This is a genomic window from Streptomyces malachitofuscus (genome assembly GCF_055571035.1).
The window spans coordinates 176,911-197,577 of the sequence record NZ_JBVIGA010000001.1 but is presented as its reverse complement, the minus strand read 5'-3'; the positions used below and the strand labels follow the sequence as shown (position 1 = coordinate 197,577).

The following is a 20,667-nucleotide window of genomic DNA, read 5'->3' as shown; positions in this document are numbered from 1 at the left end:
CAGTGCGCCCCGCTGTCCGGGCGTCTGGTCGGCAGCCGGGGCCCTCGGCTGCCGCTGCTGATCGCGGGGACCGCGATGACGGTGAGCGGGCTGCTGTTCGCCCTCTTCGAGGCCGAGACGTCGAACACGACCCTCTTCCTCGGCTACGTCCTGTTCGGCGTCGGCTTCGGCTTCGTGAACGCCCCGATCACCAACACGGCCGTCTCCGGCATGCCGGTCGCCCAGGCGGGAGTGGCCTCGGCGGTCGCCTCCACCAGCCGCCAGCTGGGCCAGGCGCTGGGGGTGGCGGTGATCGGCGCGGTGCTGGCGGCGGGGGTGGGGTCGTCGTCGTACGCGGACGCGTTCGGGCCGGCGGCGCGGCCGGCCTGGTGGATCCTCGCGGCGTGCGGGCTGGCGGTGCTGGTGACCGGTGCGCTGACGTCGGGCCGCTGGGCCCGCGCGACCGCCGAACGCACGGCGGAGCGGCTGGAGGCGCCGGAGGTCCGGCAGAGCACCGGGGCCGTCGCCTGACCGGCGGTCGGGGGGGGTGCTGAGGGCCGTGCGGACGTGTCCGTGGTCGAGGAAGCCCGGGCGGCGGCGCGGACGATCGTCAGCAGGCCCCGCACGCGCTGCACCGTCGGCGCGACGGCCGCCTTCCTCGTCCGCGCCGCCCGTTTCCTGCCCGACCGCGTGCTGGACCGGATGAAGGCCTCCGATCTGCGCAAGCACCACCCGGCCCGGACCGGCCGCCTCCCGCGGACCCGCCGCGCGTGAGACGGCCGACGCCCTGCGGCCCCCTGTTGATGTTGCTTTTGCTGCACACTCCTTGTCGTCCCCGAACGGGGGCACAAGAACGGCGACACCGTCCTGCCGACCGCCGGAGGCACCATGCCGCAGCTCGACACCAGCAAGGTCAGCCGCTGGGACCTGCACGGCCGCGAGCACACCGTGCGGGTCCAACGCACCGGTGTGCAGCGCACGATCAGATGTGACACGTGCGGCTGGCGCAGAGGCGCCCAGTTCCTGCCGTGGCTCAAGGCGCAGGAGCACCTGGCGCAGGCGCACCAGGCGACGGTGGATCCGACCGCCGCCTGAGCGGCTTCAGGGCCGCAGTCCCCGCACCAGCAGGTCCACGGCCGCCTCGAAGTCGGCGTCCGCCTCGGGGGTCTCCCACTCCGGGGCGTACGCCGGGTCGTGGAAGCGGCCCGTGGTCTGGAACAGGGCGCGGGCGGTGGCCGCGGGCTCGGCGTCGGCGAAGGCGCCCGTAGCCACGCCCGCGGCGACGATGCGGGCCAACTGGCCCGTCAGCTCGGCGACATGCTCGGCGACCGCCTCGCCCTGCTCGGCGGCCAGCACCCGGTAGGTGGCGAACAGTTCCGGATCGTCGCCCGCCTTGCGGCGCTTGGCGGTGAACAGGGTGGCGAGCCAGTCGCGCAGCCGCGCCTGCGGGTCCCGGTCCTCGTCGGCGGCGATCCCGCACAGCGCCTCGGACGTACGGTCCAGCCAGCGCTTGGTGACCGCCTCCCGCAGCGCCGCCTTCGTACGGAAGTGCCGGTAGACGCTGCCGTGGCTGACGCCGAGCGCGCGGGCCACGTCCACCACGGTGGCCTTCGCCGGGCCGTGGCGGCGCAGCACCTCCTCGGTCGCCTCGAGGATGCGCTCGGCGGTCAGGGTCTCGGTGGCTGCCATGCCTAGACCGTACCCGGCTCCCCGATCACTCCCTGGTGCCGAGGTGTGCCATCTGCGGCGCCGGGTAGCGGTCGCCCGCCGCCGCGCCCTCCGGTACGGCCTGCTCGATCGCCGCGAGGTCGGCGGCGTCCAGCGTGACGTCCAGCGCGCCCAGCGACTCCGTGAGCCGCTCGCGGGTGCGGGCGCCGACCAGCGGGACGATGTCCTCGCCCCGTGAGAGCACCCAGGCGATCGCGATCTGGGCGACCGAGACGCCCTTGTCCGCGGCGACCTTGCGCAGCGCCTCGACGAGGTCCAGGTTGTGCCGGAGGTTGTCGCCCTGGAAGCGGGGCGAGTGCGCCCGGAAGTCGTCCGCGGCGAGCCGGCGCTCCGCGGTGAAGTGGCCGGAGATCAGCCCACGGGAGAGCACTCCGTAGGCGGTGAGGGAGATGCCCAGTTCACGGGTGGTCGGCAGGATCTGCTCCTCCACGGCGCGGGAGATCAGCGAGTACTCGATCTGCAGGTCCGTGATGGGGGCGGTGGCGGCGGCCCGGCGGACGGTGTCGGCGCCGACCTCGCTGAGGCCGATGTGCCGCACATGGCCCTTCTCGACGAGCTCCGCGATCGCGCCGACGGTCTCCTCGATCGGCACGTCGGGGTCGGCGCGGGCGATGCGGTAGACGTCGATGTGGTCGACGCCGAGGCGCTGGAGCGAGTACGCGACGAAGTTCTTCACCGCGGCCGGGCGGCCGTCGGCGCCGCCCCAGTTGCCGTCGGGGTCGCGCAGGGCGCCGAACTTCACGCTGAGCTGCGCGCGTTCGCGCAGGGCGGCCGGGGCGGTGCGCAGCGCCTCGCCGATCAGCATCTCGTTGTGGCCCATGCCGTAGAAGTCGCCGGTGTCGAGCAGGGTCACGCCGGCGTCCAGTGCGGCGTGGACGGTGGCGATGGCCTCGTCCCGGTCCGCCTCGCCGTACAGCGCGGACATGCCCATGCAGCCGAGGCCGAGGGCGGAGACCTGGGGGCCGGTGGTTCCGAGGGGTCGGGTGTGCGTCGTCATGCCTCCACGATGGCATGACGAATGACAGATTTCAATATCTGTCATTCGATATCTGTCAGACCTCCGTGCGCCGACCCGCAAAAGAGCCCGCCCTCCGGCCGACCGAGTCGGATGGAGGGCGGGCGAAGGCGCGGGACGGGCGTCAGCAGCCGATCAGCCGCGAGGCGAGGTACCCCTCGATCTGGTCCAGCGAGACGCGCTCCTGCTTCATCGTGTCGCGCTCACGCACGGTCACCGCGTTGTCGTCCAGCGTGTCGAAGTCGACGGTGACGCAGAACGGCGTACCGATCTCGTCCTGGCGGCGGTAGCGGCGGCCGATCGCGCCGGCGTCGTCGAACTCGATGTTCCAGTTCTGCCGCAGCGACTGCGCCAGACCCTTGGCCTTCGGCGACAGCTCCGCGTTGCGGGACAGCGGGAGGACGGCCACCTTCACCGGCGCGAGGCGGTGGTCGAGCCGCAGCACGGTCCGCTTCTCCATCTTGCCCTTGGCGTTGGGCGCCTCGTCCTCGACGTAGGCGTCGAGCAGGAAGGCGAGCATCGCCCGGCCGACACCGGCCGCCGGCTCGATGACGTACGGCGTCCAGCGCTCGCCGGCCTCCTGGTCGTAGTAGGCCAGGTCCTGGCCGGAGGCCTTGGAGTGGGCGCCGAGGTCGTAGTCGGTGCGGTTGGCGACGCCCTCGAGCTCGCCCCACTCGCTGCCGCCGAACTGGAAGCGGTACTCGATGTCAGCGGTGCGCTTGGAGTAGTGGGAGAGCTTCTCCTTCGGGTGCTCGTACCACCGCATGTTCTCCTCGCGCAGGCCGAGACCGGTGTACCAGTTCCAGCGCTGCTCCATCCAGTACTCCTGCCACTTCTCGTCCTCGCCCGGCTTGACGAAGAACTCCATCTCCATCTGCTCGAACTCGCGGGTGCGGAAGATGAAGTTGCCGGGCGTGATCTCGTTGCGGAAGGACTTGCCCATCTGGGCGATGCCGAACGGCGGCTTGCGCCGCGAAGTGGTCTGCACCTGGGCGAAGTTGGTGAAGATGCCCTGGGCGGTCTCGGGGCGCAGGTAGGCGATGGAGCCGGAGTCCTGCGTCGGCCCGAGGTGGGTGGAGAGCAGACCCGAGAACTGCTTGGGCTCGGTGAAGGTGCCCTTGTTGCCGCAGTTGGGGCAGTTGATGTCGGCGAGGCCGTTCTCCGGAGCGCGGCCCTTCTTCTCCTCGTACGCCTCCTCCAGGTGGTCCGCGCGGAACCGCTTGTGGCAGGAGGTGCACTCGGTCAGCGGGTCCGTGAAGGTGGCGACGTGACCGGAGGCGACCCACACGTCCGGGGCCAGGATCACGGAGGAGTCGATACCGACCACGTCCTCGCGCGAGGTGACCATGTAGCGCCACCACTGGCGCTTCAGGTTCTCCTTGAGCTCGACACCCAGCGGTCCGTAGTCCCAGGCGGCCTTCGTGCCGCCATAGATCTCACTACTGGGGAATACGAAGCCACGGCGCTTGCTCAGGCTGACGATGGTGTCGATCTTGTCGGCGGCCACGGTGCTCTCTTCATTACGACGACGGGCGACGAAGCGAGATTGCTTCCAGCGAAGCTCTCAGGCTACCGGCGGGGCCCGCCCCGCGACCAATTCGGTGCCCCCTCACCGCACCTCACATGCTTTGTTGACAACGGTTTCCATATTAGTTGAAAATGACTGTCATGAACGTACGACGACGCCCCATATCCGCGGCCGCGCTGGCCACGGTCGCCGCCCTCGGCCTCGGCACCCTCACCGCCTGCTCCTCGGACAGTGCCGCCGCGGGCAACACCGACAAGTTCGACGTCGTCGCGTCGTTCTACCCGATGGCGTTCCTCGCCGAGCAGATCGGCGGCGAGCACGTCAACGTCACCAGTCTCACCGAGCCCGGTCAGGAGCCGCACGACCTGGAGATCAGCGCGAAGCAGACCGCGCAACTCCAGGAGTCCGACGCGGCCCTCTACCTCAAGGGCCTCCAGCCCACCGTCGACGAGGCCGTCGGCCAGTCCGAGATCAAGACGAAGATCGACGCGAGCACCCTGACCTCCCTGGAGGAGCACGGCACCGAGGCCGGCGGCCACGAGGAGGAGCACGCCCACGAGGAGGAGCACGCCCACGAGCACGAGGGCGGCCAGGACCCCCACGTGTGGCTCGACCCGGTCAAGTACGCCGAGGTCGCCGAGGGCGTGGGCAAGGCCTTCGAGAAGGCCGACCCCGACCACGCCGCCGACTACAGGAAGAACACCGCGACCCTCGTCGGCAAGCTGAACGACCTCGACAAGAAGTTCGAGACCGGCCTCGCGGACAGGAAGACCGACGTCTTCATCACCACGCACGCCGCCTTCGGCTACCTCGCCGAGCGCTACGGCCTGACCGAGGAGGCCATCAGCGGCCTCGACCCCGAGTCCGAGCCCAGCGGGGCGCGCGTGAAGGAACTCGGGGACATGGCCAAGGCCGACGGCGTCACCACCGTCTTCTACGAGACGCTCGTCAGCGACAGGACCGCCAGGACCCTCGCCGGCGACACCGGACTGAAGACGGACGTCCTCGACCCGATCGAGGGCATCACCGACAAGTCCCGCGGCGACGACTACATCCAGGTCATGGAGGCCAACCTCAAGGCCCTGCAGACGGCCCTGGGAGCCAAGTGACCCACGAACCAACGGAGGACGGCATGACGACCGAGCCCGTCATCTCCCTGCGCGGCGTCCGCGCCGAGCTGGGCTCGCGCCCCGTCCTGCGCGGCATCGACCTCACCGTGGGCAGCGGTGAGGTCGTCGCCCTGCTCGGCGCCAACGGCTCCGGCAAGTCGACCGCCGTGCGGAGCATCATCGGCCAAGTGCCCGTCACCGCCGGTGAGATCGACCTGTTCGGCACCCCGCAGCGACGGTTCCGCGACTGGGCGCGCGTGGGCTACGTCCCGCAGCGCACCACCGCCGCGGGCGGCGTCCCGGCCACGGTCACCGAGGTGGTCTCCTCCGGCCGCCTGGCCCGCACCCGCTTCGGCCTCTTCCGCAGGACCGACCGCGAGGCCGTACGCAACGCCCTGGACCTCGTCGGCATGGCGGACCGCACCAAGGACTCCGTGGACGCCCTCTCCGGCGGCCAGCACCAGCGGGTGCTGATCGCCCGCGCGCTCGCCGCCGCACCCGAGCTGCTGATCATGGACGAGCCGATGGCGGGCGTGGACCTGGCCAGCCAGGAGATCCTCGCCGACACCCTGCGGCACCAGGTCGTCGAGGGCGCCACGGTCCTCCTCGTCCTGCACGAACTGGGCCCGCTGGAGCCCCTGATCGACCGGGCGGTCGTGCTCCGCGACGGCTGCGTCGCGCACGACGGCCCGCCCCCGAAGGCCGTCGGCCAGCACGCGCTGCCCGGCCACGACCACGTACACCCGCACGCACCCGCGGGCGCCGAACCGATCCGCACGGGACTGCTCAGCTGATGGAGATCCTCGACTACGCCTTCATGCAGCGGGCGCTGCTCGCCGCCGTCCTGGTCGGCATCACCGCCCCCGCCGTCGGCATCTACCTGGTCCAGCGCCGCCAGGCGCTCATGGGCGACGGCATCGGCCACGTGGCGATGACCGGCGTCGGCCTCGGCTTCCTGCTGTCCTGGTCCCCGGTGTGGATGGCGACCCTCGTCTCCGTCCTCGGCGCCGTCTTCATGGAACTGGTCCGCTGGTACGCCAAGACCCGCGGCGACATCGCCCTCGCGATGCTGTTCTACGGCGGCATGGCCGGCGGCGTCATGTTCATCAACCTCGCCCCCGGCGGCTCCACCACGAATCTCTCCTCGTTCCTCTTCGGCTCCCTGTCCACGGTCTCCGAGTCCGACGTCACCGCGATCTGTCTGCTGGCCGCGTTCGTGATCCTGGTCACCGTCGGTCTGCGCCGGCAACTGTTCGCGGTCAGCCAGGACGAGGAGTTCGCGCGGGTGACGGGTCTGCCGGTGCGCTTCCTGAACCTGCTGACGGCGATCACGGCCGCGGTCACGGTCTCCGTCGCGATGCGCGTGGTCGGCCTGCTGCTGGTGAGCGCGCTCATGGTGGTGCCGGTCGCGGCGGCCCAGCAGCTCAGCCGCAGCTTCGCCGCCACGTTCGCCATCGCCGTCGCGATCGGCGTCGCCGTGACCCTCGGCGGCACGGTCACCTCGTACTACCAGGACGTGCCGCCCGGCGCGACGATCGTGCTGCTGACCATCGGCGCGTTCATCGCGCTGACCGCGCTGGCCGCCCCGCTGGCCCGCCGCCGCGCCCGGGCGCTGGCCGCCGCACACCCCGGCGGCGACCCCGCTGAGTGCGCGATTCCGGCCAGCCGCACGGCGGGCCACGAGGCCGGAGCCTGACCGGCCTCTGCCCGGACTGGCACAATGGCCCGGGCAGAGGCCAGACGTGAGGAGGCATTCCCGTGACGACCGCAGGACCGCCCGTGAAGGGCCGCTCCACCCGGCAGCGTGCCGCCGTGGCGGCGTGCCTTCAGGAGGTCGACGAGTTCCGCAGCGCGCAGGAGCTCCACGACATGCTCAAGCACAAGGGCGACTCGGTCGGGCTCACCACGGTCTACCGCACGCTGCAGTCCCTCGCCGACGCGGGCGAGGTCGACGTCCTGCGCACCGCCGACGGCGAGTCCGTCTACCGCCGCTGCTCCACCGGCGACCATCACCACCACCTGGTCTGCCGCAGCTGCGGCAAGGCGGTCGAGGTCGAGGGCCCGGCGGTCGAGAAGTGGGCCGAGGCCATCGCAGCGGAACACGGCTACGTCAACGTGGCTCACACAGTGGAAATCTTCGGCACCTGCGCGGAGTGCGCGAGCAGCTAGCTCGCGCAGCCGCGGGCACCACGCCCGCGCAGCCGCGGGCACCACGCCCGCGCAGCCGCGGGCAGTCGTGCCGCTGGGGCGGCACGGGTGGGCGGTGGGGGTACCTCCCGCTCGAGCGAAGTCGAGAGTGGGGGAGGCACCCGGCGAGCGCCGGCAGAGAAACCCACCCCCGGCCGGCACCAGCACAGCCCGCACCTCTTCAGCGCAGAGCCGCCCGCCCCACCCCCGCCAGCGCCAGCACCCCCGCACCGATACCCACCAGCGCCCGCCCCGTCCCCAACGGCACCAGCAGCAACGTCCCCAGCACACCCCCCGCAAAAATCCCCACCACGGTGGCAGTCCACCGCACCCGAGCCATCCGCTGCTCCACGGGCATCCCCCGCCACACCACCCCCGGCCGCTCCGACACGTCATTGACGAGCTGAGCGAACGCCGTCTGACTCAGCAACGTCGGCATCCCCGGCACATGCACCCGCAGCACCGTCGACGACCGCAACCCCATAGCCAGCGCCACCCCCGCGACCACCACCAGATCGGCGTCGACCCCGTCCCCGGCATCCCCCGTACCGTGCCGCACGAGCGCCACCACCCCCGCGCCGACCAGCAGCGCCCCCTCCGCCACCAGTCCCACGGCGAACCACCGCCACCCCCGCGCCGCGAACCACCTCAGCAGCACCGCCCCGACCGCGGCACCCACCAGAAACGCCCCGATCGCCGCGGCCGGCCGCGCCACCGGCACATCGCCCTCCCCGGCCAGCGCGAAGGACAGGAACAGCACATTGCCGGTCGCCAGCGCGCAGAAGACCTTCCCCATGGTCAGGAAGCTCACGGCGTCGACGGCACCCGCGAGCACCGTGAGCACCGTCAGTACAACGGTGCGCGGGACATCAGGTGGGGACACATCGGACATACCGCCAGCATGGACAGCCGCCGCTCCGACGCGGCGCCGACACGCGGCCCACAACCTCGCCGCAGCCCCGCTCAGGGCTCCTGGCGGCCCTCCATGGCCAGCAGCTCCTCATTGGGAATCGCCCCACCGAACCGCCGGTCCCGGGAAGCGAATTCCAGACATGCCCGCCACAGGTCACGCCGGTCGAAGTCCGGCCACAGCACGTCCTGGAAGACCATCTCGGCGTAGGCGCTCTGCCACAGCAGATAGTTGGACGTACGCTGCTCACCGCTCGGCCGCAGGAACAGGTCCACGTCCGGCATGTCCGGGTAGTACATGTACTTCTGCAGCGTCTTCTCGGTCACCTTCGCCGGGTCGAGCCGCCCCGCCTTCACGTCCTCGGCCAGCGCCTGCGCGGCATCGGCGATCTCCGCGCGCCCGCCGTAGTTCATGCAGAAGTACAGCGTCAGCCGGTCGTTGTCCTTCGTCTGCTCCTGGGCGATCTGCAGCTCCTTGGCCACCGACTTCCACAGCTTGGGCATCCGCCCGACCCACCGCACGCGGATCCCGAGCTCGTCCAGCTGATCACGGGTCTTGCGGATGAAGTCCCGGTTGAAGTTCATCAGGAAGCGCACCTCGTCCGGCGAGCGCTTCCAGTTCTCGGTGGAGAAGGCGTACAGCGAGATCGCCCCGACGCCCATCTCGACCGCACCCTGGAGCACGTCCAGCACCCGCTCGGCACCGACCTTGTGCCCCTCGGTACGCGGCAGCCCGCGCTCCTTCGCCCAGCGCCCGTTGCCGTCCATGACGATCGCCACATGGTTCGGGACCAGCTCACCGGGGAGCTTCGGCGGCCGCGCGCCCGACGGATGCGGTTCCGGCGTCCTGTACTCCCGGCGCTGACGCCCCAGGAACCCGCGTACGACCATGTGCCTCTCGTCTCCTCTGGCTGTTCGCTGCGCGCGTCACTTCTCGACGTACCGGAGCGAGCGCAGCCCGCGCTCCAGATGCCAGTGCAGGTAGGCGGAGACCAACCCGCTCCCCTCCCGGACGTACCGCGCCTCGCACGCGTCCGCCGTCTCCCAGTCTCCCGTAAGCAGCGCTCCGAGGAGTTCCAGGGCCTGCGGCGAGGGTACGACGCTGCCGGGGACCCGGCAGTCGGGGCAGATGGAGCCGCCCGACGCGACCGAGAAGAAGCGGTTGGGCCCGGGCATCCCGCACTTCGCACAGTCCGTGAAGCTCGGCGCGTACCCGTTCACGGCGAGGGAGCGCAGCAGGAACGCGTCGAGCACGAGATGCGGCGCGTGCTCACCCCGGGCGAGGGTCCGCAGCGCGCCCACCAGCAGCAGATACTGCTGCACCGCCGGCTCGCCCTCGTGGTCGGTGAACCGCTCCGCCGTCTCCAGCATGGCCGTCCCGGCGGTGTAGCGGGCGTAGTCCGTCACGATCCCGCCGCCGTACGGCGCGATCGTCTCGCTCTGCGTGCACAGCGGCAGGCCGCGCCCGATCAGGTCGCTTCCCTTCGAGAAGAACTGCACGTCCACGTGCGAGAACGGTTCGAGGCGCGCACCGAACTTCGACTTCGTCCGGCGCACGCCCCTCGCCACCGCGCGTACCCGCCCGTGACCGCGCGTGAGCAGGGTGATGATCCGGTCCGCCTCACCCAGCTTCTGGGTGCGCAGCACGATGCCGTCGTCGCGGAACAGACTCATGGCACCCATTGTCGCCTACGTTCACGGCACCTCTCCGCGGCTGCGGGCATTGGCGTACGCCGTCGCCGCCCGCAGCCGCTCGGCGGCGGTCGCCTGCCGTACGACCTCGGGGTCGGCGTCCCACTCCCGGCCGCCGCCGAACGGTCTCAGCTGGACATAGGGCCCCTCATGCCCCATGACGATGCCGATCCGCTCGGTCCCGGTGTCCACGACGTACGCGCCGACGGGCGGCTTCACCGCAGCACCGCCACGATGAGCCTCGCGGTCTCGACGGAACACCGCCCCAATTCCACGAGCGGACAGGGCGCTTCACGCGCAAGACTCACCGGGTCCAGCCCCAGTGACGGCAGTGAAATTCCGGCCTTCGCGAGTGCCGCCCGCAATTCCTTCACCACTTCCTCCGCTTCTTCGACGCAGAGCGCCGCGTGTTGTGCCGTCAAGCTGATTCCCTTCCTCTCGAGTTTCACTCTTCGTATCCCAACAGTGACGGAGGGTGTCTACACTTCGGAAGTGGTTCGCGCTCTACAAGTCCGGCGCTGCACAAAGGGGTTGATCAATGGCCAACGGTTCGCGCCAAGCGGCGTGGGAGTTCTTCGGGGCGGAACTGAAGCGACGCCGGGAGGACGCGGGGTTCACGCAGGTGGAGCTGGGGACGAGGGTCTTCGTCTCCGGCGGCTACATCGGCCAGTTCGAACAGGCCATTCGCAAGCCGCAATTGGATGTCGCCCAACGGATCGACGAGGCACTGCAAACCGACGGTATTTTCGAGCGGCTGTGCAGGAAGCTGATTGACGACCGCCGGTATGCGGATTACTTCGCCAAGGCGGCGGAGTTGGAAGCGCTGGCGACAAAGATCTGCGACTTCGCACCCGCGCTTGTACCGGGGCTGCTCCAGACGCCGGAGTACGCGAGGTCAGTCACGCTGGCGATGAACCCATTCGCTCCCGACGAGTACATCGAGGACAAGGTGTCCGGCCGAATGGAACGCCAGCACCTCCTCAAGGACGCGACGCGCCCGATCTATTGGGTCATCCTCCACGAGCACGTGTTGCGTATCCCGGTCGGTGGGCCCAGGGACATGGCCCAACAGCTGGAGCACGTGGTGGCGCTCGCGCGCGAACGAACGGTGCTGGTTCAGGTGCTGCCGTACGGGGTCGGCGCGTACTCGGTCATGAACGGAACGCTGAGGCTCATGGAGTTTGACGACGCGCCGCCAACTGCCTATACAGAGGCCGTGTATTCGGGAAACCTGCTGGACGATCCGGCTGTGGTGAAGCGGGCGACCGCGACATACGATCTGATCAGGGCCGCCGCACTCCCGCCGGAGGCGTCCCTGGCCCTGATCGAGTCGGCAGCGGAGGACTTCAGACGATGCGAGAGTACGAGCTGAGCAACGCACGCTGGCGCAGGAGCACCTACAGCGACGGCAACGGAGGCGAGTGCGTCGAAGTCGCCCACGACTTCCCCGGCGCCGCCCGCTGGCGCAAGAGCACCTACAGCGGCGGCGACGGCGGTGAGGCGTGCCTCGAAGTCGCCGACGACCTCCCCGGCGTCGTCCCCGTCCGCGACAGCAAGACCGGCACCGCCGGTCCAGTGATCGTCGTCGGGTCGGCCGCCTGGACGGCGTTCATACGTACCGTCGGCGCCACGGTCTGAACTGGCCCCTTCCCGGGGCGTACGCCCCTCGCCGGACCCCCCTTTCGGGCTCACGCCTGATGCCCCGGGCGGTCCGGTGCGCGAGAGTCTCCGTATCCGTACGGAACCCGCGTAGGAAGGAACACGCCATGTCGTACCCGGAGCCGCGCTACCTGGGCGAGAAGGGCGAGGTCAACGCCCTCTTCAGAGGTGCCGGGACCCCGCCCGACCTGGTCTCGCCGAACGGCGCGACCCACTACGTCGCCACTCACGAGAGCACGGGCGGAGAGTTCGGGCTCTACAAGGTGGACATGGGCCCCAAGGCCCCCGGCCCGAAGACCCACTTCCACCGGTCCATCTCCGAGTCCTTCTACGTCCTCTCGGGCGAGGTCAGCCTCTACGACGGCGAGCGCTGGATCACCGGCCGGCAGGGCGACTTCCTGTACGTGCCGGTAGGCGGACTGCACGCCTTCAGGAACGACTCCGACGACCCCGTGTCGATGCTGCTGCTCTTCGCACCGGGCGCGCCGCGCGAGGAGTACTTCGAACGCGTCGCCGAGTTCGCGCAGCGCGGCGGGGAGGAACTGCGCGAGTTCCAGGTGCGCCACGACAGCTACTTCATCTGATGCGCGCCCCCGGCCGGTTCTCGGGTAAACCCCCGTAGAAACACGGCCGTTGCCCGGATGTGGGCATCGGCGCGCCGGCGCGAGGCTCGTACGCATGTCATCGACGACGCGTCACCTCGCCCTCACCGCCGTGCCCGCCGCCCTCCTCGTAGCCCTGCTCCCGCCCCTGACGGCGGACGCCGTGCCCGGCCACCCGGCGGGGCCGTCCCTGTCCTGGGCGCCCTGCGAGGAAGCGGCGGGCGTGGACCCCCGTCAGCAGTGCGCCACCCTCCGGGTCCCCATGGACCACGCCGACCCCGGCGGCGAGCAGATCTCCCTCGCGCTGTCGCGGATCCCCGCCGAGGACGACCGGGACCGGCGTGGCGTCCTGTTCCTCATCCCGGGCGGGCCGGGCGGCTCCAGCCTCAACGATCCGTCCGGCAAGGGGCAGAAGCTGCCGCAGGAGGTGCGCGACCAGTACGACCTCATCGGGTTCGCGCCCCGCGGCCTCGCCCCGTCCACCTCCGTCGGCTGCGGACTGGAGCACGCCGACCTCGACCGGACCAAGCTGCGCCCCTGGCCCGCCCCGGACGGTTCCGTCGACGCGAACATGGCCACCGCCGAGCGCATGGCGCAGGCCTGCGTACGCAACGGCGGTGAGCTGATCCGGCACCTGAGCACCCGCGACAACGCCCGCGACCTCGACCGCGTCCGGGCGGCGCTGGGCGAGCGGAAGATCTCCGCGTGGGGCGTCTCGTACGGGACGTACGTCGGAGCGGTGTACAGCCAGATGTTCCCGCACCGCACGGACCGGATCGTGCTGGACAGCAACGACGACCCCGACCCCGCGCGGGTGGCCCGTGCCTGGCTCGCCGGACACGAGCAGGGCGTCGAGGACGTCTTCCCGCACTTCGCCGCGTGGGCGTCGGCGCCCGGCAACCCGGACCGGGTGGCGCGGACGGCCGCCGAGGTGCGCCCCCGGTTCCTGCGGCTCGCCGCCCGCCTGGACCGTGAGCCGATCCCCTGGCCGGGCGCCAACCCCGCGGAACTCAACGGCAACGTGCTGCGCCAGACCATGCTGGACAGCCTCTACCGGCCCAGCCGTTACCCGACCCTTGCGCAGCTGATGCGGGCCGCCGAGCGGGGCACCGTGCCGCCCGCGCCGGCCACTCCGCCGGAGTCCGTGCTGCAGAACGTCACCGCCGTCGGCGCGGGGACGCTCTGCAACGACGTGGCCTGGCCCCGGTCGGCAGCGGTGTACGCGAAGGGCGTCGCCGAGAGCCGCGCGAAGTACCCGCTCACCGCCGGGATGCCCCGCAACGCCATGCTGTGCGCGGCCTGGCCGTACCCGCCCCGCGAGGCCCCGGTACGGATCACCGGCCGGGGCCCGTCCAACATCCTCCTCGTCCAGAACGAGCGGGACGTCGCCACACCCCTCGGCGGTGCGCTCAAGCTGCGTGAGGCGTTGGGCCGCCGTGCGGTCATGGTCACGGTGAACTCCACCGGCCACGACGCCTACCTCGCCGACGGCAACGAGTGCGGCGACCGCACGGTCTCCCGCTTCCTGTCCACCGGCGAACGCCCCCGACGGGACGTGTACTGCCGTTGACCGCCGAACGCCCGGTCCGGAAGCTCAGGGGGCCAGGGCCGGTGTCCTGGGGGAGGTGGCCAGGCGCAGGCCGAGGTCGACCAGGGTCCAGCCGAGGCGGGTGCGGAGGGGGCGCGGGCGCACGGCCGGGGCGGCGAGACGGTACGCGTCGGCGTCGGCGCGCAGCTCGGCGGCGCGGGCGTGGTGCAGGGCGAGATGGGTCTCCGGATGCATCGGGCAACCTCTCAGTCCGTACGAATGGGGAAGACGTGGGTGTGGACGCGCACCTGCTCGGTGTCCGGGTCTCCGGCGTCGGAGGCCTTGGCCCGGTAGCTCTCCAGCAGCTCCTGCATCTTCTGTTTCAGTTCGTCCGCGAGCTCGGGTGTGAGTCGCAGCGTCCAGTCGCTCATGTCCCAGGCGTCCCGCCACTGTTCGGGCCAGTCGCCGTGTGTGCCCAGCCAGGTCGCGACCTCCCTGGTGTGCTGGTTGGCGACCTCGTGGAGGAAGAGGTCGGCGGCCCCCCGGACCTCGGGATCTCCGTCCGTGACCAGGGCACCGTCGAACAGCACGCCGTCGTGGGCCGCCTTCCACCACCGCTCCCGGCCCTTGCCGTGCTCCGGCGCGTCCTCCACGAACCCGTGGGCGGCGAGCTGGCGCAGGTGGTAGCTGGTGGCCCCGCTGGACTCGCCCAGCTTCGCGGCCAGTTGGGAGGCGGTGGCCGGTCCGCCGCGCCGCAGGGCGTTCAGCAACTGCATGCGCAGGGGATGCGCGAGTCCGCGCAGAGAGCGGGCGTCGAGGTTGTGCAGCGTGGGGTCACGCGGGTCCCGGGGACCAGGACCCGCGGATCGAGGCTCGTCCATGACTCCAAAGATAACTATGCAAAGAACCTGCTGCAAGGGTTTCTTTGCAACGGGTTCTTTGTACAGCTGCCGTGCTACCTCCCGTACCGCCGGGCCACCGCGTGGAACGCCTCCTTGGGTTCCCAGTGCCAGCCGGAGGACGGGTCGTCCGGGTCGTCCCTGACGGACTTCGTGATGCTGTAGCTCGCCATGTCGAGGTCGAAGCGCGGTGCGTCCGGGCGGTGCGGGGTGTCCGGGGTGACGAACTCGAAGACCATCGCCGCGTACACGCCCATCGACGCGAAGACGTCGAGCAGATCGGTCACGTACCCGGCCTGCACCCGCTCGCTGCGGACCAGGCCGCCCTTGATCTCCGGCGGGTCCTTCTCGTGGTCGACCGCTTCCCATCCCATCCCGCCCGCCTCCGGCGCGCCGACGTACGTGCACGTGCCGAACTCGGTGATGGCGAGCGGCTTGCCCCAGCGCTGGAAGCGGCGCAGCTCGCGGACGTAATCGCGGCGCCGGGGGTGGTACGAGTAGTAGTCGATGCCGACGACGTCGAAGAGGTCCCAGTCGACCGTGTCGTCCTGCGCGGCGGCGTAGCTCAGCCGGCCGCCGAAGACGGAACGGCCGGTCGCCGCCGCCTTCGCCGTGAAGCGGTCGAGGCGGCGTTGCATCACCTCCCAGTCGACCGTGCCGTTCTTGAGGTTCTCGATGCGCTCCAGGACCGTCCCGCCGGGCACGATGCCCGGCACGAACAGCCAGAACTCGCAGCCCACGCTCAGCTCGACACTCGCCCCCTGCCGGCGCAGCCGCTCCGCGAACCGCCCGCACTCCGCGAGGTGTTCGAGGATGTCCCGCTCCGGCACGTCCCCGAGGGTCGGCTGGAGCCAGACGTGCAGCCCGCGTTCGGCGGCCTCCGCGGCGGTCGCGGTCAGCCGCTCCACGCCGTCGCCGGTGACGTCGATCGTGTCGGCGTGCAACTCGTCGCGGATGGCGCGTACGTCGGCCCGCATCCTGCGCGCGCTCCACGCCGTGCCCGGCGTCTCCCCCGCCCCCACCGTGTAGACCACCCCGTGCCGGCGCAGTCCGCGCCCTCCCGGCGCCGCCGCCCGTGCCTGCCCTGCCGGTGCCGCCGCCGCGGTGAGTCCCACCCCCGCCGCTCCGGCCAGGAACCGCGCCCGGCTGATTCCCCGTTGTCCGTTCCCCGTGTTCTCCATGCCGCCCACTGTGCCGAGCCGGCACCCGCGGGGCCGTACGCCATCGGTCTACGGCGGGCCGACCAAGGTATGCGGCGCCCGCGACCTCCGAAGGCGCGGAGTAAGTCCGACCGGACGATGAACTGCCGAAGACGCCGTTGGCGTGACGTTTCGCCGCCGCCGCAACCGCGGTGGCCGCGCGGGGGCTCCTGTACCGCAGAACCGACACCCTTGGGTGAGGAGACCGACATGACCACGACCGCCGCTTGCGAGTACGGCCCGAACCGTGACTTCGTCGACCCCTACGCCGTCGAGGACGGCACGGGCTCCGCCTGGTGGCCCCCGGCGGACGGACAGCCGGCCGGCGACTACCTGCTGGCCCCGCCCCACCCCGCCGACCGCATCGGCACCGTCGTCGGCACCGCCATCGACCCGCGCGACCGCCGCCGGCTGGAGCTGCACGCCGCGCTGACCGCCGCCGGCATCCCGCCGCGTCCCGAGGACCGCGAGGCCATCGAGAGCCTGAGCGCGCTGTCCGGCAGCATCAACACCACCATCCAGCGCTGGCTGCACCACACCCTCTGAGCCGCCGGGCTCACGCCCTCCCCGGCGCCACCAGTCCCGACTCGTAGGCCACGATCACCAGTTGGGCCCGGTCCCGGACGCCGAGCTTGCCCATGATCCGGCTCACATGGGTCTTCGCGGTGAGCGGGCTCAGCCCCAGCGACTCGGCGATCTCGGTGTTGTTCAGGCCCCGGGCGACCAGGGCGAGCACCTCGCGTTCACGGTCCGACAGGCACTCGGGGCCGGCGGCGACCGGCGCCGACGGGCTCCGGAGGAAACGTTCGATCAGGCGGGCCGTGGGGCCGGGCGACAGCAGGGCGTCGCCCGCCGCGACCGTGCGGATGGCGTCGAGGAGTTCGGCCGGCCTGGTGTCCTTCACCAGGAACCCCGAGGCGCCCGCGCGCAGCGCGTCCACGATGTTCTCGTCGGTGTCGTAGGTGGTGAGCACGAGGACCCTGACCCCCGCCAGGTCGTCGTCGGCGGCGATCAGACGGGTCGCCTCGATACCGTCGAGGTCGGGCATGCGGATGTCCATGACGACGAGGTCGGCGCGCTCGGTGCGGGCCAGCTCCGCCGCCTGCCGGCCGGTGGCGGCCTGGCCGACGACCTCCATGTCGGGCGCCGACTCGACGAGCATCGCGAACGCCTCCCGTACGAGGGTCTGGTCGTCGGCGAGCAGCACGCGGATCGTCATCCGGCGGTCCCTTCCCGTGTCGCGGTCGTCAGCGGCAGCGTCGCGGTCACCCGGAAGCCGCCGCCCTCCCCCGGTCCGGCGTCGAGTGTGCCACCCACGCTGCGGGCCCGTTCACGCATGCCGACGAGGCCGAAACCGGGGGTGCCGCCGGGGAGGGGGCCGGTGCCGTCGTCGGTGACGGACAGGTGCAGGGCGCCGTCCTCCTCGCGCAGGTCGACACGGACCGCCGGTTCGGGCCCGGCGTGCCGTACGGCGTTGGTGAGCGCCTCCTGCACGAGCCGGTAGGCGGCGGCCCCGACGGCGGGCGGCACGGGACCCTCCACCCGGACGGCCGGTTCCACCCGGGCCCCGGCCAGCCGCGCGGCCTCCACCAGATCGGGTACGCCGTCGAGCCCGGCCAGCGGCCCCCGGGCGTCCCCGGGGCCGCCGTTGTCGCGCAGCACCTCCAGGGTCGTACGGAGTTCACCGCGCGCGGTCCGGCAGGTGTCGGCGATGTCGTCGAGGGCCTTGGCGACGGTCGTCCGGTCGAGCCGTTCGGGATCGGCGGCCAGGACGTGCGCGGCGACGGAGGTCTGCACGCCGATGAGGGTGATGCTGTGGGCGAGCAGGTCGTGCAGGTCGCGGGCGATGCGCAGGCGCTCCTCGGCGACCCGGCGGCGGGCCTCCTCCTCACGGGTGCGTTCGGCCCGTTCGGCACGCTCGACGATGGCGGCGACGTACTGGCGGTAGAAGCGGACGTCGACGCCCAGGAAGAGCACGGCGACGACCCAGCCGGTGATGCGGATCAGCTCCACGACGCCGTCGGGGTTGGTGAGGGCGTTCATGGTGAGGGTCGTGCCGATGAGGACGGTACCGAGGAGCAGGGTGCGGCGCGGTGTGCTGGTCGCGGCGACCGTGTAGAGGGCGACCATGGAAGCGGCGACGGGCGCGATGTGATTATTGTCCAGGGCGTGGTACGGCACGACCGGCGCCATCACCAGCAGCAGCACGAGCAGCGGGTGGCGGCGTCGCCACGGCAGCGGAGCGTGGGCGGCGAGCAGCAGCGTCCAGCCGAGCGCGTCGGGCCGGCGGCCTTGGTCGACGAGCAGCGCGAGCGCCGTGGCGAGCACGGCGGTGCACGCGGCGAGGATCGCGTCGTTGCGGACGGCGTGCGGGGCGGTCAGGGGGTCGCGGTTGATCGCCGTCATGATCCGCTCGCCGGTGCGGGGGCGCTGCACTGCCTGCGCTGTCTTCGTGGGCACGGGGTCCATCCTCCGGGAGGAGGGCGCCCCTCCGGGAGGGAGGGGCGCCCTGCTGTCGCGTGCGGGCGGCTACACGGGTTCCGGCTGCCGTTCGCGCGGGGCCGGCTCCGGGGTCCGGGAGAGCCTGCCGGGCCACCACAGCCGGCGGCGCAGCAGCACGCTCGCCGTGGTGACGAGGTAGGTCCGGACGAGGAAGGTGTCGAGGAGGACACCGACCGCGATGACGAAGCCGAGTTCGACCAGCGGCACCAGGGGCAAGGTGGTGAGGACGGCGAACGTCGCGGCGAGGACGATGCCGGCAGAGGCGATCACCCCGCCCGTGGTGCGCAGTGCGGTGAGCGCGGCGGCCTCGGGTTCGGCGCCGTTCAGGGACTCCTCCCGCATGCGGTGCATGAGGAAGATGCCGTGGTCGACGCCGAGGGCGACCAGGAACACGAAGGACAGCAGTCCGAGTCCGGGGTCGGTGCCGGCGAAGCCGAACAGCGGCTCGAAGACCAGCCCGCCGATGCCGAGGGCGGCGCCCCAGACGGCGGCCACGGCGGCGAGCAGCAGCAGCGGCGCGACGAGGCTGCGCAGCAGCGCCACGAGGATCACGAACACGGCGGCGAGCACCAGCGGCACGATCACCTTCCGGTCGCGTGCCTCGCTGTCGGCGAGGTCGAGCCGCTGGGCGCTGGGGCCGCCGACGTAGGCACCGTGGTCGTCGTCGAGCGCCTCGCGCAGGGCCTCGATGGTGCGGGTCTCGCCCGGCGACTCGGGGGTGGCGGTGGTGAACACGGAGATCTCGGTCCAGCCCTCGCCGCTGCGTCCGGCGGCGGCCTCCGCGACCCCGTCGGTGTTGCGCGCCTCGTCCAGTACGGCGTCGGCCCGGTCGGTGGGTGCCATCACGGTGAGCGGCTGGGAACTCCGCTCGGGGTACTCCTCCGCCAGGGTCCGCATCGCGGCGATGGACTCGGGCCGGTCGGTGAAGGCGTCCTCCTGCTTGAGGTCGCCGCTGAGGTTGAGGGTGCCGAGGGCGAGGGCGCCGAGGAGGACGGCGCCGCCCGCGAGGACGGTGGCGGGGCGCCGGGCGGCCGAGGTGCCCATGGCGGCGAACAGCGACCGGCGCGCCTTGGGCGTACTGCCGAAGGCGGGGATCAACGGCCAGAACACGCGCCGCCCGAGCAGCACGAGAACGGCCGGGAGCAGAGTCGTCATGGCGACGAGCGCGGCGAGCACCCCGATCACGCCGACCGGCCCCATGCCCCTGCTGCTGTTGAGGTCGGCGGCGAGCAGGCACAGCAGTCCGGCGGCGACGGTGCCGGAGGAGGCGAGGATGGCCGGCCCGCAGCCGCGCAGGGCGGCGCGCATGGCGTCGTACGGCCGTTCGTGGCGCCGCAGTTCCTCGCGGTAGCGGGAGACGAGCAGCAGCGCGTAGTCGGTGCCGGCGCCGAGGACGAGGACGGTCATGATGCCGCCGCTCTGGCCGGTGATGGTGACGTCGAACAGCTCGTGGAGCCCGTACCCGGCGGCCATCGCCACGGCGGCGGCGACGCCCGCGACGGCGAGCGGCACCAGCCACAGGAACGGGCTGCGGTAGATCAGCACGAGCAGCACGGTGACGACGCCGAGGGTGGCCATCAGCAGGGTGCCGTCGATGGTCTCGAACACCTTGCCCATGTCGGTGTTGAGCGCGCCCGGCCCGCCGACCTCGACACTCAGCCCACCGCCGCCCTCGGCGATCTCGCGCACCCCGTCGACGAACGCGTCCCTGGCCTCCTCGTCCTGGCCCGGCTCGGTGCTGGAGACCGGGTACATGAGGGCGCTGCCGTCCTCGGAGGGAATGCCCCGCGGGGTGTCCGTGAGGCCGAAGCCGCTCTCGACGTCGGCGACCTGCCCGGCGGCCACCTCCCGGTCGGCGGCGGTCAGCCCGCCCTCACGGTGGTACACCAGCACCAGATCGGTGGACTCACCGCCGGGCAACTCGTCCTGAATCCTGGCCACCTGCGTCGCATCGGCACTGTCGGGCAAATAATCCACGGCCCGGTTCTGCTGCACCTCACCGAACTTCCCGGCCAGCGGCCCGACGAGCACGAGCGCGGCCAGCCACAGCCCCACCACCACCCACGGCACGGCACGCCGCCGCCGAGTACGTGTCCTTACGGCCCCCATGAGACGGGCTCCCCTCCGGTCC

The 20,667-nt window shown here is 71.6% G+C and carries 25 protein-coding genes and 1 pseudogene; 12 read left to right on the top strand and 14 right to left on the bottom strand.

Translation table 11 applies throughout. The features are described from left to right. Positions 1-3 precede the first annotated feature (3 nt). The 3 genes and pseudogenes from ACZ44S_RS00885 to ACZ44S_RS00875 all read left to right on the top strand — a co-directional run. A pseudogene (locus tag ACZ44S_RS00885) lies at positions 4-510 on the top strand (MFS transporter); the annotation flags it as partial. Between the two features lie 42 nt (positions 511-552). Next, positions 553-753 carry a hypothetical protein gene (locus ACZ44S_RS00880; RefSeq protein WP_466922817.1) on the top strand — a complete coding sequence of 67 codons (201 nt, stop codon included), beginning with the start codon at positions 553-555 and terminating at the stop codon, positions 751-753. A gap of 114 nt (positions 754-867) precedes the next feature. Next, positions 868-1,074 carry a hypothetical protein gene (locus ACZ44S_RS00875; RefSeq protein ID WP_125506608.1) on the top strand — a complete coding sequence of 69 codons (207 nt, stop codon included), beginning with the start codon at positions 868-870 and terminating at the stop codon, positions 1,072-1,074. A gap of 6 nt (positions 1,075-1,080) precedes the next feature. Here ACZ44S_RS00875 and ACZ44S_RS00870 read toward each other — a convergent pair whose 3' ends face one another. The 3 genes from ACZ44S_RS00870 to ACZ44S_RS00860 form a co-directional block, all read right to left on the bottom strand. After that, positions 1,081-1,668, bottom strand: a complete 588-nt coding sequence (locus ACZ44S_RS00870; RefSeq protein WP_466922813.1) for a TetR/AcrR family transcriptional regulator — start codon at positions 1,666-1,668, stop codon at positions 1,081-1,083. 25 nt (positions 1,669-1,693) lie between these two features. Beyond that, a complete protein-coding gene (locus ACZ44S_RS00865; protein WP_466922810.1) occupies positions 1,694-2,704 on the bottom strand; it encodes an aldo/keto reductase in 1,011 nt (336 codons plus the stop codon). A gap of 142 nt (positions 2,705-2,846) precedes the next feature. Then, on the bottom strand, positions 2,847-4,229 hold the full coding sequence (locus ACZ44S_RS00860) for a glycine--tRNA ligase (RefSeq protein WP_190166122.1): 1,383 nt from the start codon (positions 4,227-4,229) through the stop codon (positions 2,847-2,849). Positions 4,230-4,390: 161 nt separating this feature from the next. Between ACZ44S_RS00860 and ACZ44S_RS00855 the strand changes: the two genes are divergently transcribed. The 4 genes from ACZ44S_RS00855 (at position 4,391) to ACZ44S_RS00840 (ending at position 7,528) form a co-directional block, all read left to right on the top strand. Then, positions 4,391-5,359: a metal ABC transporter substrate-binding protein gene (locus ACZ44S_RS00855; protein ID WP_466922807.1), complete on the top strand. Its 969-nt coding sequence runs from the start codon at positions 4,391-4,393 to the stop codon at positions 5,357-5,359. Between the two features lie 23 nt (positions 5,360-5,382). Beyond that, the gene (locus ACZ44S_RS00850; protein WP_466922804.1) at positions 5,383-6,153 is read left to right on the top strand and encodes a metal ABC transporter ATP-binding protein; all 771 of its coding nucleotides are present in this window, start codon (positions 5,383-5,385) and stop codon (positions 6,151-6,153) included. Next, positions 6,153-7,055, top strand: coding sequence for a metal ABC transporter permease (locus ACZ44S_RS00845; RefSeq protein ID WP_466922801.1), 903 nt, complete (start codon positions 6,153-6,155; stop codon positions 7,053-7,055). Before ACZ44S_RS00850 ends, ACZ44S_RS00845 begins: the two co-directional genes overlap by 1 nt. Positions 7,056-7,117: 62 nt before the next feature. Beyond that, positions 7,118-7,528 (top strand): Fur family transcriptional regulator, encoded by a 411-nt coding sequence (locus tag ACZ44S_RS00840; RefSeq protein WP_466922798.1) that lies wholly within the window; start codon positions 7,118-7,120, stop codon positions 7,526-7,528. A gap of 199 nt (positions 7,529-7,727) precedes the next feature. Here ACZ44S_RS00840 and ACZ44S_RS00835 read toward each other — a convergent pair whose 3' ends face one another. The 5 genes from ACZ44S_RS00835 to ACZ44S_RS00815 all read right to left on the bottom strand — a co-directional run bounded on the left by ACZ44S_RS00835 (position 7,728) and on the right by ACZ44S_RS00815 (position 10,569). Next, on the bottom strand, positions 7,728-8,438 hold the full coding sequence (locus ACZ44S_RS00835) for a YoaK family protein (protein ID WP_466922795.1): 711 nt from the start codon (positions 8,436-8,438) through the stop codon (positions 7,728-7,730). A gap of 71 nt (positions 8,439-8,509) precedes the next feature. Beyond that, positions 8,510-9,346, bottom strand: a complete 837-nt coding sequence (locus ACZ44S_RS00830; protein ID WP_466922792.1) for an isoprenyl transferase — start codon at positions 9,344-9,346, stop codon at positions 8,510-8,512. Positions 9,347-9,382: 36 nt separating this feature from the next. After that, positions 9,383-10,129 carry a DNA repair protein RecO gene (gene recO / locus ACZ44S_RS00825; protein WP_190166129.1) on the bottom strand — a complete coding sequence of 249 codons (747 nt, stop codon included), beginning with the start codon at positions 10,127-10,129 and terminating at the stop codon, positions 9,383-9,385. A gap of 21 nt (positions 10,130-10,150) precedes the next feature. Next, positions 10,151-10,366 (bottom strand): hypothetical protein, encoded by a 216-nt coding sequence (locus ACZ44S_RS00820; protein ID WP_125506597.1) that lies wholly within the window; start codon positions 10,364-10,366, stop codon positions 10,151-10,153. After that, on the bottom strand, positions 10,363-10,569 hold the full coding sequence (locus ACZ44S_RS00815; protein ID WP_466922787.1) for a hypothetical protein: 207 nt from the start codon (positions 10,567-10,569) through the stop codon (positions 10,363-10,365). Before ACZ44S_RS00815 ends, ACZ44S_RS00820 begins: the two co-directional genes overlap by 4 nt. A 116-nt stretch (positions 10,570-10,685) precedes the next feature. Between ACZ44S_RS00815 and ACZ44S_RS00810 the strand changes: the two genes are divergently transcribed. The 4 genes from ACZ44S_RS00810 to ACZ44S_RS00795 all read left to right on the top strand — a co-directional run bounded on the left by ACZ44S_RS00810 (position 10,686) and on the right by ACZ44S_RS00795 (position 13,978). Continuing rightward, entirely contained in the window at positions 10,686-11,519 is an 834-nt protein-coding gene (locus tag ACZ44S_RS00810) for a helix-turn-helix domain-containing protein (protein WP_466922784.1), read from the top strand. Then, on the top strand, positions 11,501-11,785 hold the full coding sequence (locus tag ACZ44S_RS00805; protein WP_466922781.1) for a DUF397 domain-containing protein: 285 nt from the start codon (positions 11,501-11,503) through the stop codon (positions 11,783-11,785). Before ACZ44S_RS00810 ends, ACZ44S_RS00805 begins: the two co-directional genes overlap by 19 nt. 128 nt (positions 11,786-11,913) lie before the next feature. After that, positions 11,914-12,390 carry a cupin domain-containing protein gene (locus ACZ44S_RS00800; protein WP_466922778.1) on the top strand — a complete coding sequence of 159 codons (477 nt, stop codon included), beginning with the start codon at positions 11,914-11,916 and terminating at the stop codon, positions 12,388-12,390. A 94-nt stretch (positions 12,391-12,484) separates the two neighbouring features. Continuing rightward, the gene (locus tag ACZ44S_RS00795; protein ID WP_466922775.1) at positions 12,485-13,978 is read left to right on the top strand and encodes an alpha/beta hydrolase; all 1,494 of its coding nucleotides are present in this window, start codon (positions 12,485-12,487) and stop codon (positions 13,976-13,978) included. Positions 13,979-14,002: 24 nt separating this feature from the next. Here the strand turns inward: ACZ44S_RS00795 and ACZ44S_RS00790 are convergent, their stop codons facing one another. From ACZ44S_RS00790 to ACZ44S_RS00780, 3 genes are all read right to left on the bottom strand, one after another. Beyond that, positions 14,003-14,191: a hypothetical protein gene (locus tag ACZ44S_RS00790; protein ID WP_466922772.1), complete on the bottom strand. Its 189-nt coding sequence runs from the start codon at positions 14,189-14,191 to the stop codon at positions 14,003-14,005. Positions 14,192-14,202: 11 nt separating this feature from the next. Further along, the gene (locus ACZ44S_RS00785; RefSeq protein ID WP_466922769.1) at positions 14,203-14,817 is read right to left on the bottom strand and encodes an ArsR/SmtB family transcription factor; all 615 of its coding nucleotides are present in this window, start codon (positions 14,815-14,817) and stop codon (positions 14,203-14,205) included. Positions 14,818-14,891: 74 nt separating this feature from the next. After that, a complete protein-coding gene (locus ACZ44S_RS00780) occupies positions 14,892-16,016 on the bottom strand; it encodes an abortive phage infection protein (RefSeq protein ID WP_466922766.1) in 1,125 nt (374 codons plus the stop codon). Positions 16,017-16,244: 228 nt separating this feature from the next. Between ACZ44S_RS00780 and ACZ44S_RS00775 the strand changes: the two genes are divergently transcribed. Further along, the gene (locus ACZ44S_RS00775) at positions 16,245-16,580 is read left to right on the top strand and encodes a hypothetical protein (protein ID WP_466922763.1); all 336 of its coding nucleotides are present in this window, start codon (positions 16,245-16,247) and stop codon (positions 16,578-16,580) included. Between the two features lie 10 nt (positions 16,581-16,590). Here ACZ44S_RS00775 and ACZ44S_RS00770 read toward each other — a convergent pair whose 3' ends face one another. The 3 genes from ACZ44S_RS00770 to ACZ44S_RS00760 are packed head-to-tail and all read right to left on the bottom strand — an operon-like array spanning position 16,591 to position 20,645. Beyond that, on the bottom strand, positions 16,591-17,253 hold the full coding sequence (locus ACZ44S_RS00770) for a response regulator (RefSeq protein ID WP_466922760.1): 663 nt from the start codon (positions 17,251-17,253) through the stop codon (positions 16,591-16,593). Continuing rightward, positions 17,250-18,503, bottom strand: a complete 1,254-nt coding sequence (locus ACZ44S_RS00765; RefSeq protein ID WP_466922757.1) for a sensor histidine kinase — start codon at positions 18,501-18,503, stop codon at positions 17,250-17,252. The genes ACZ44S_RS00770 and ACZ44S_RS00765 overlap by 4 nt, the downstream gene beginning before the upstream one ends. A 60-nt stretch (positions 18,504-18,563) precedes the next feature. Further along, positions 18,564-20,645, bottom strand: a complete 2,082-nt coding sequence (locus tag ACZ44S_RS00760) for an MMPL family transporter (protein ID WP_466922754.1) — start codon at positions 20,643-20,645, stop codon at positions 18,564-18,566. Positions 20,646-20,667: the final 22 nt, after the last annotated feature.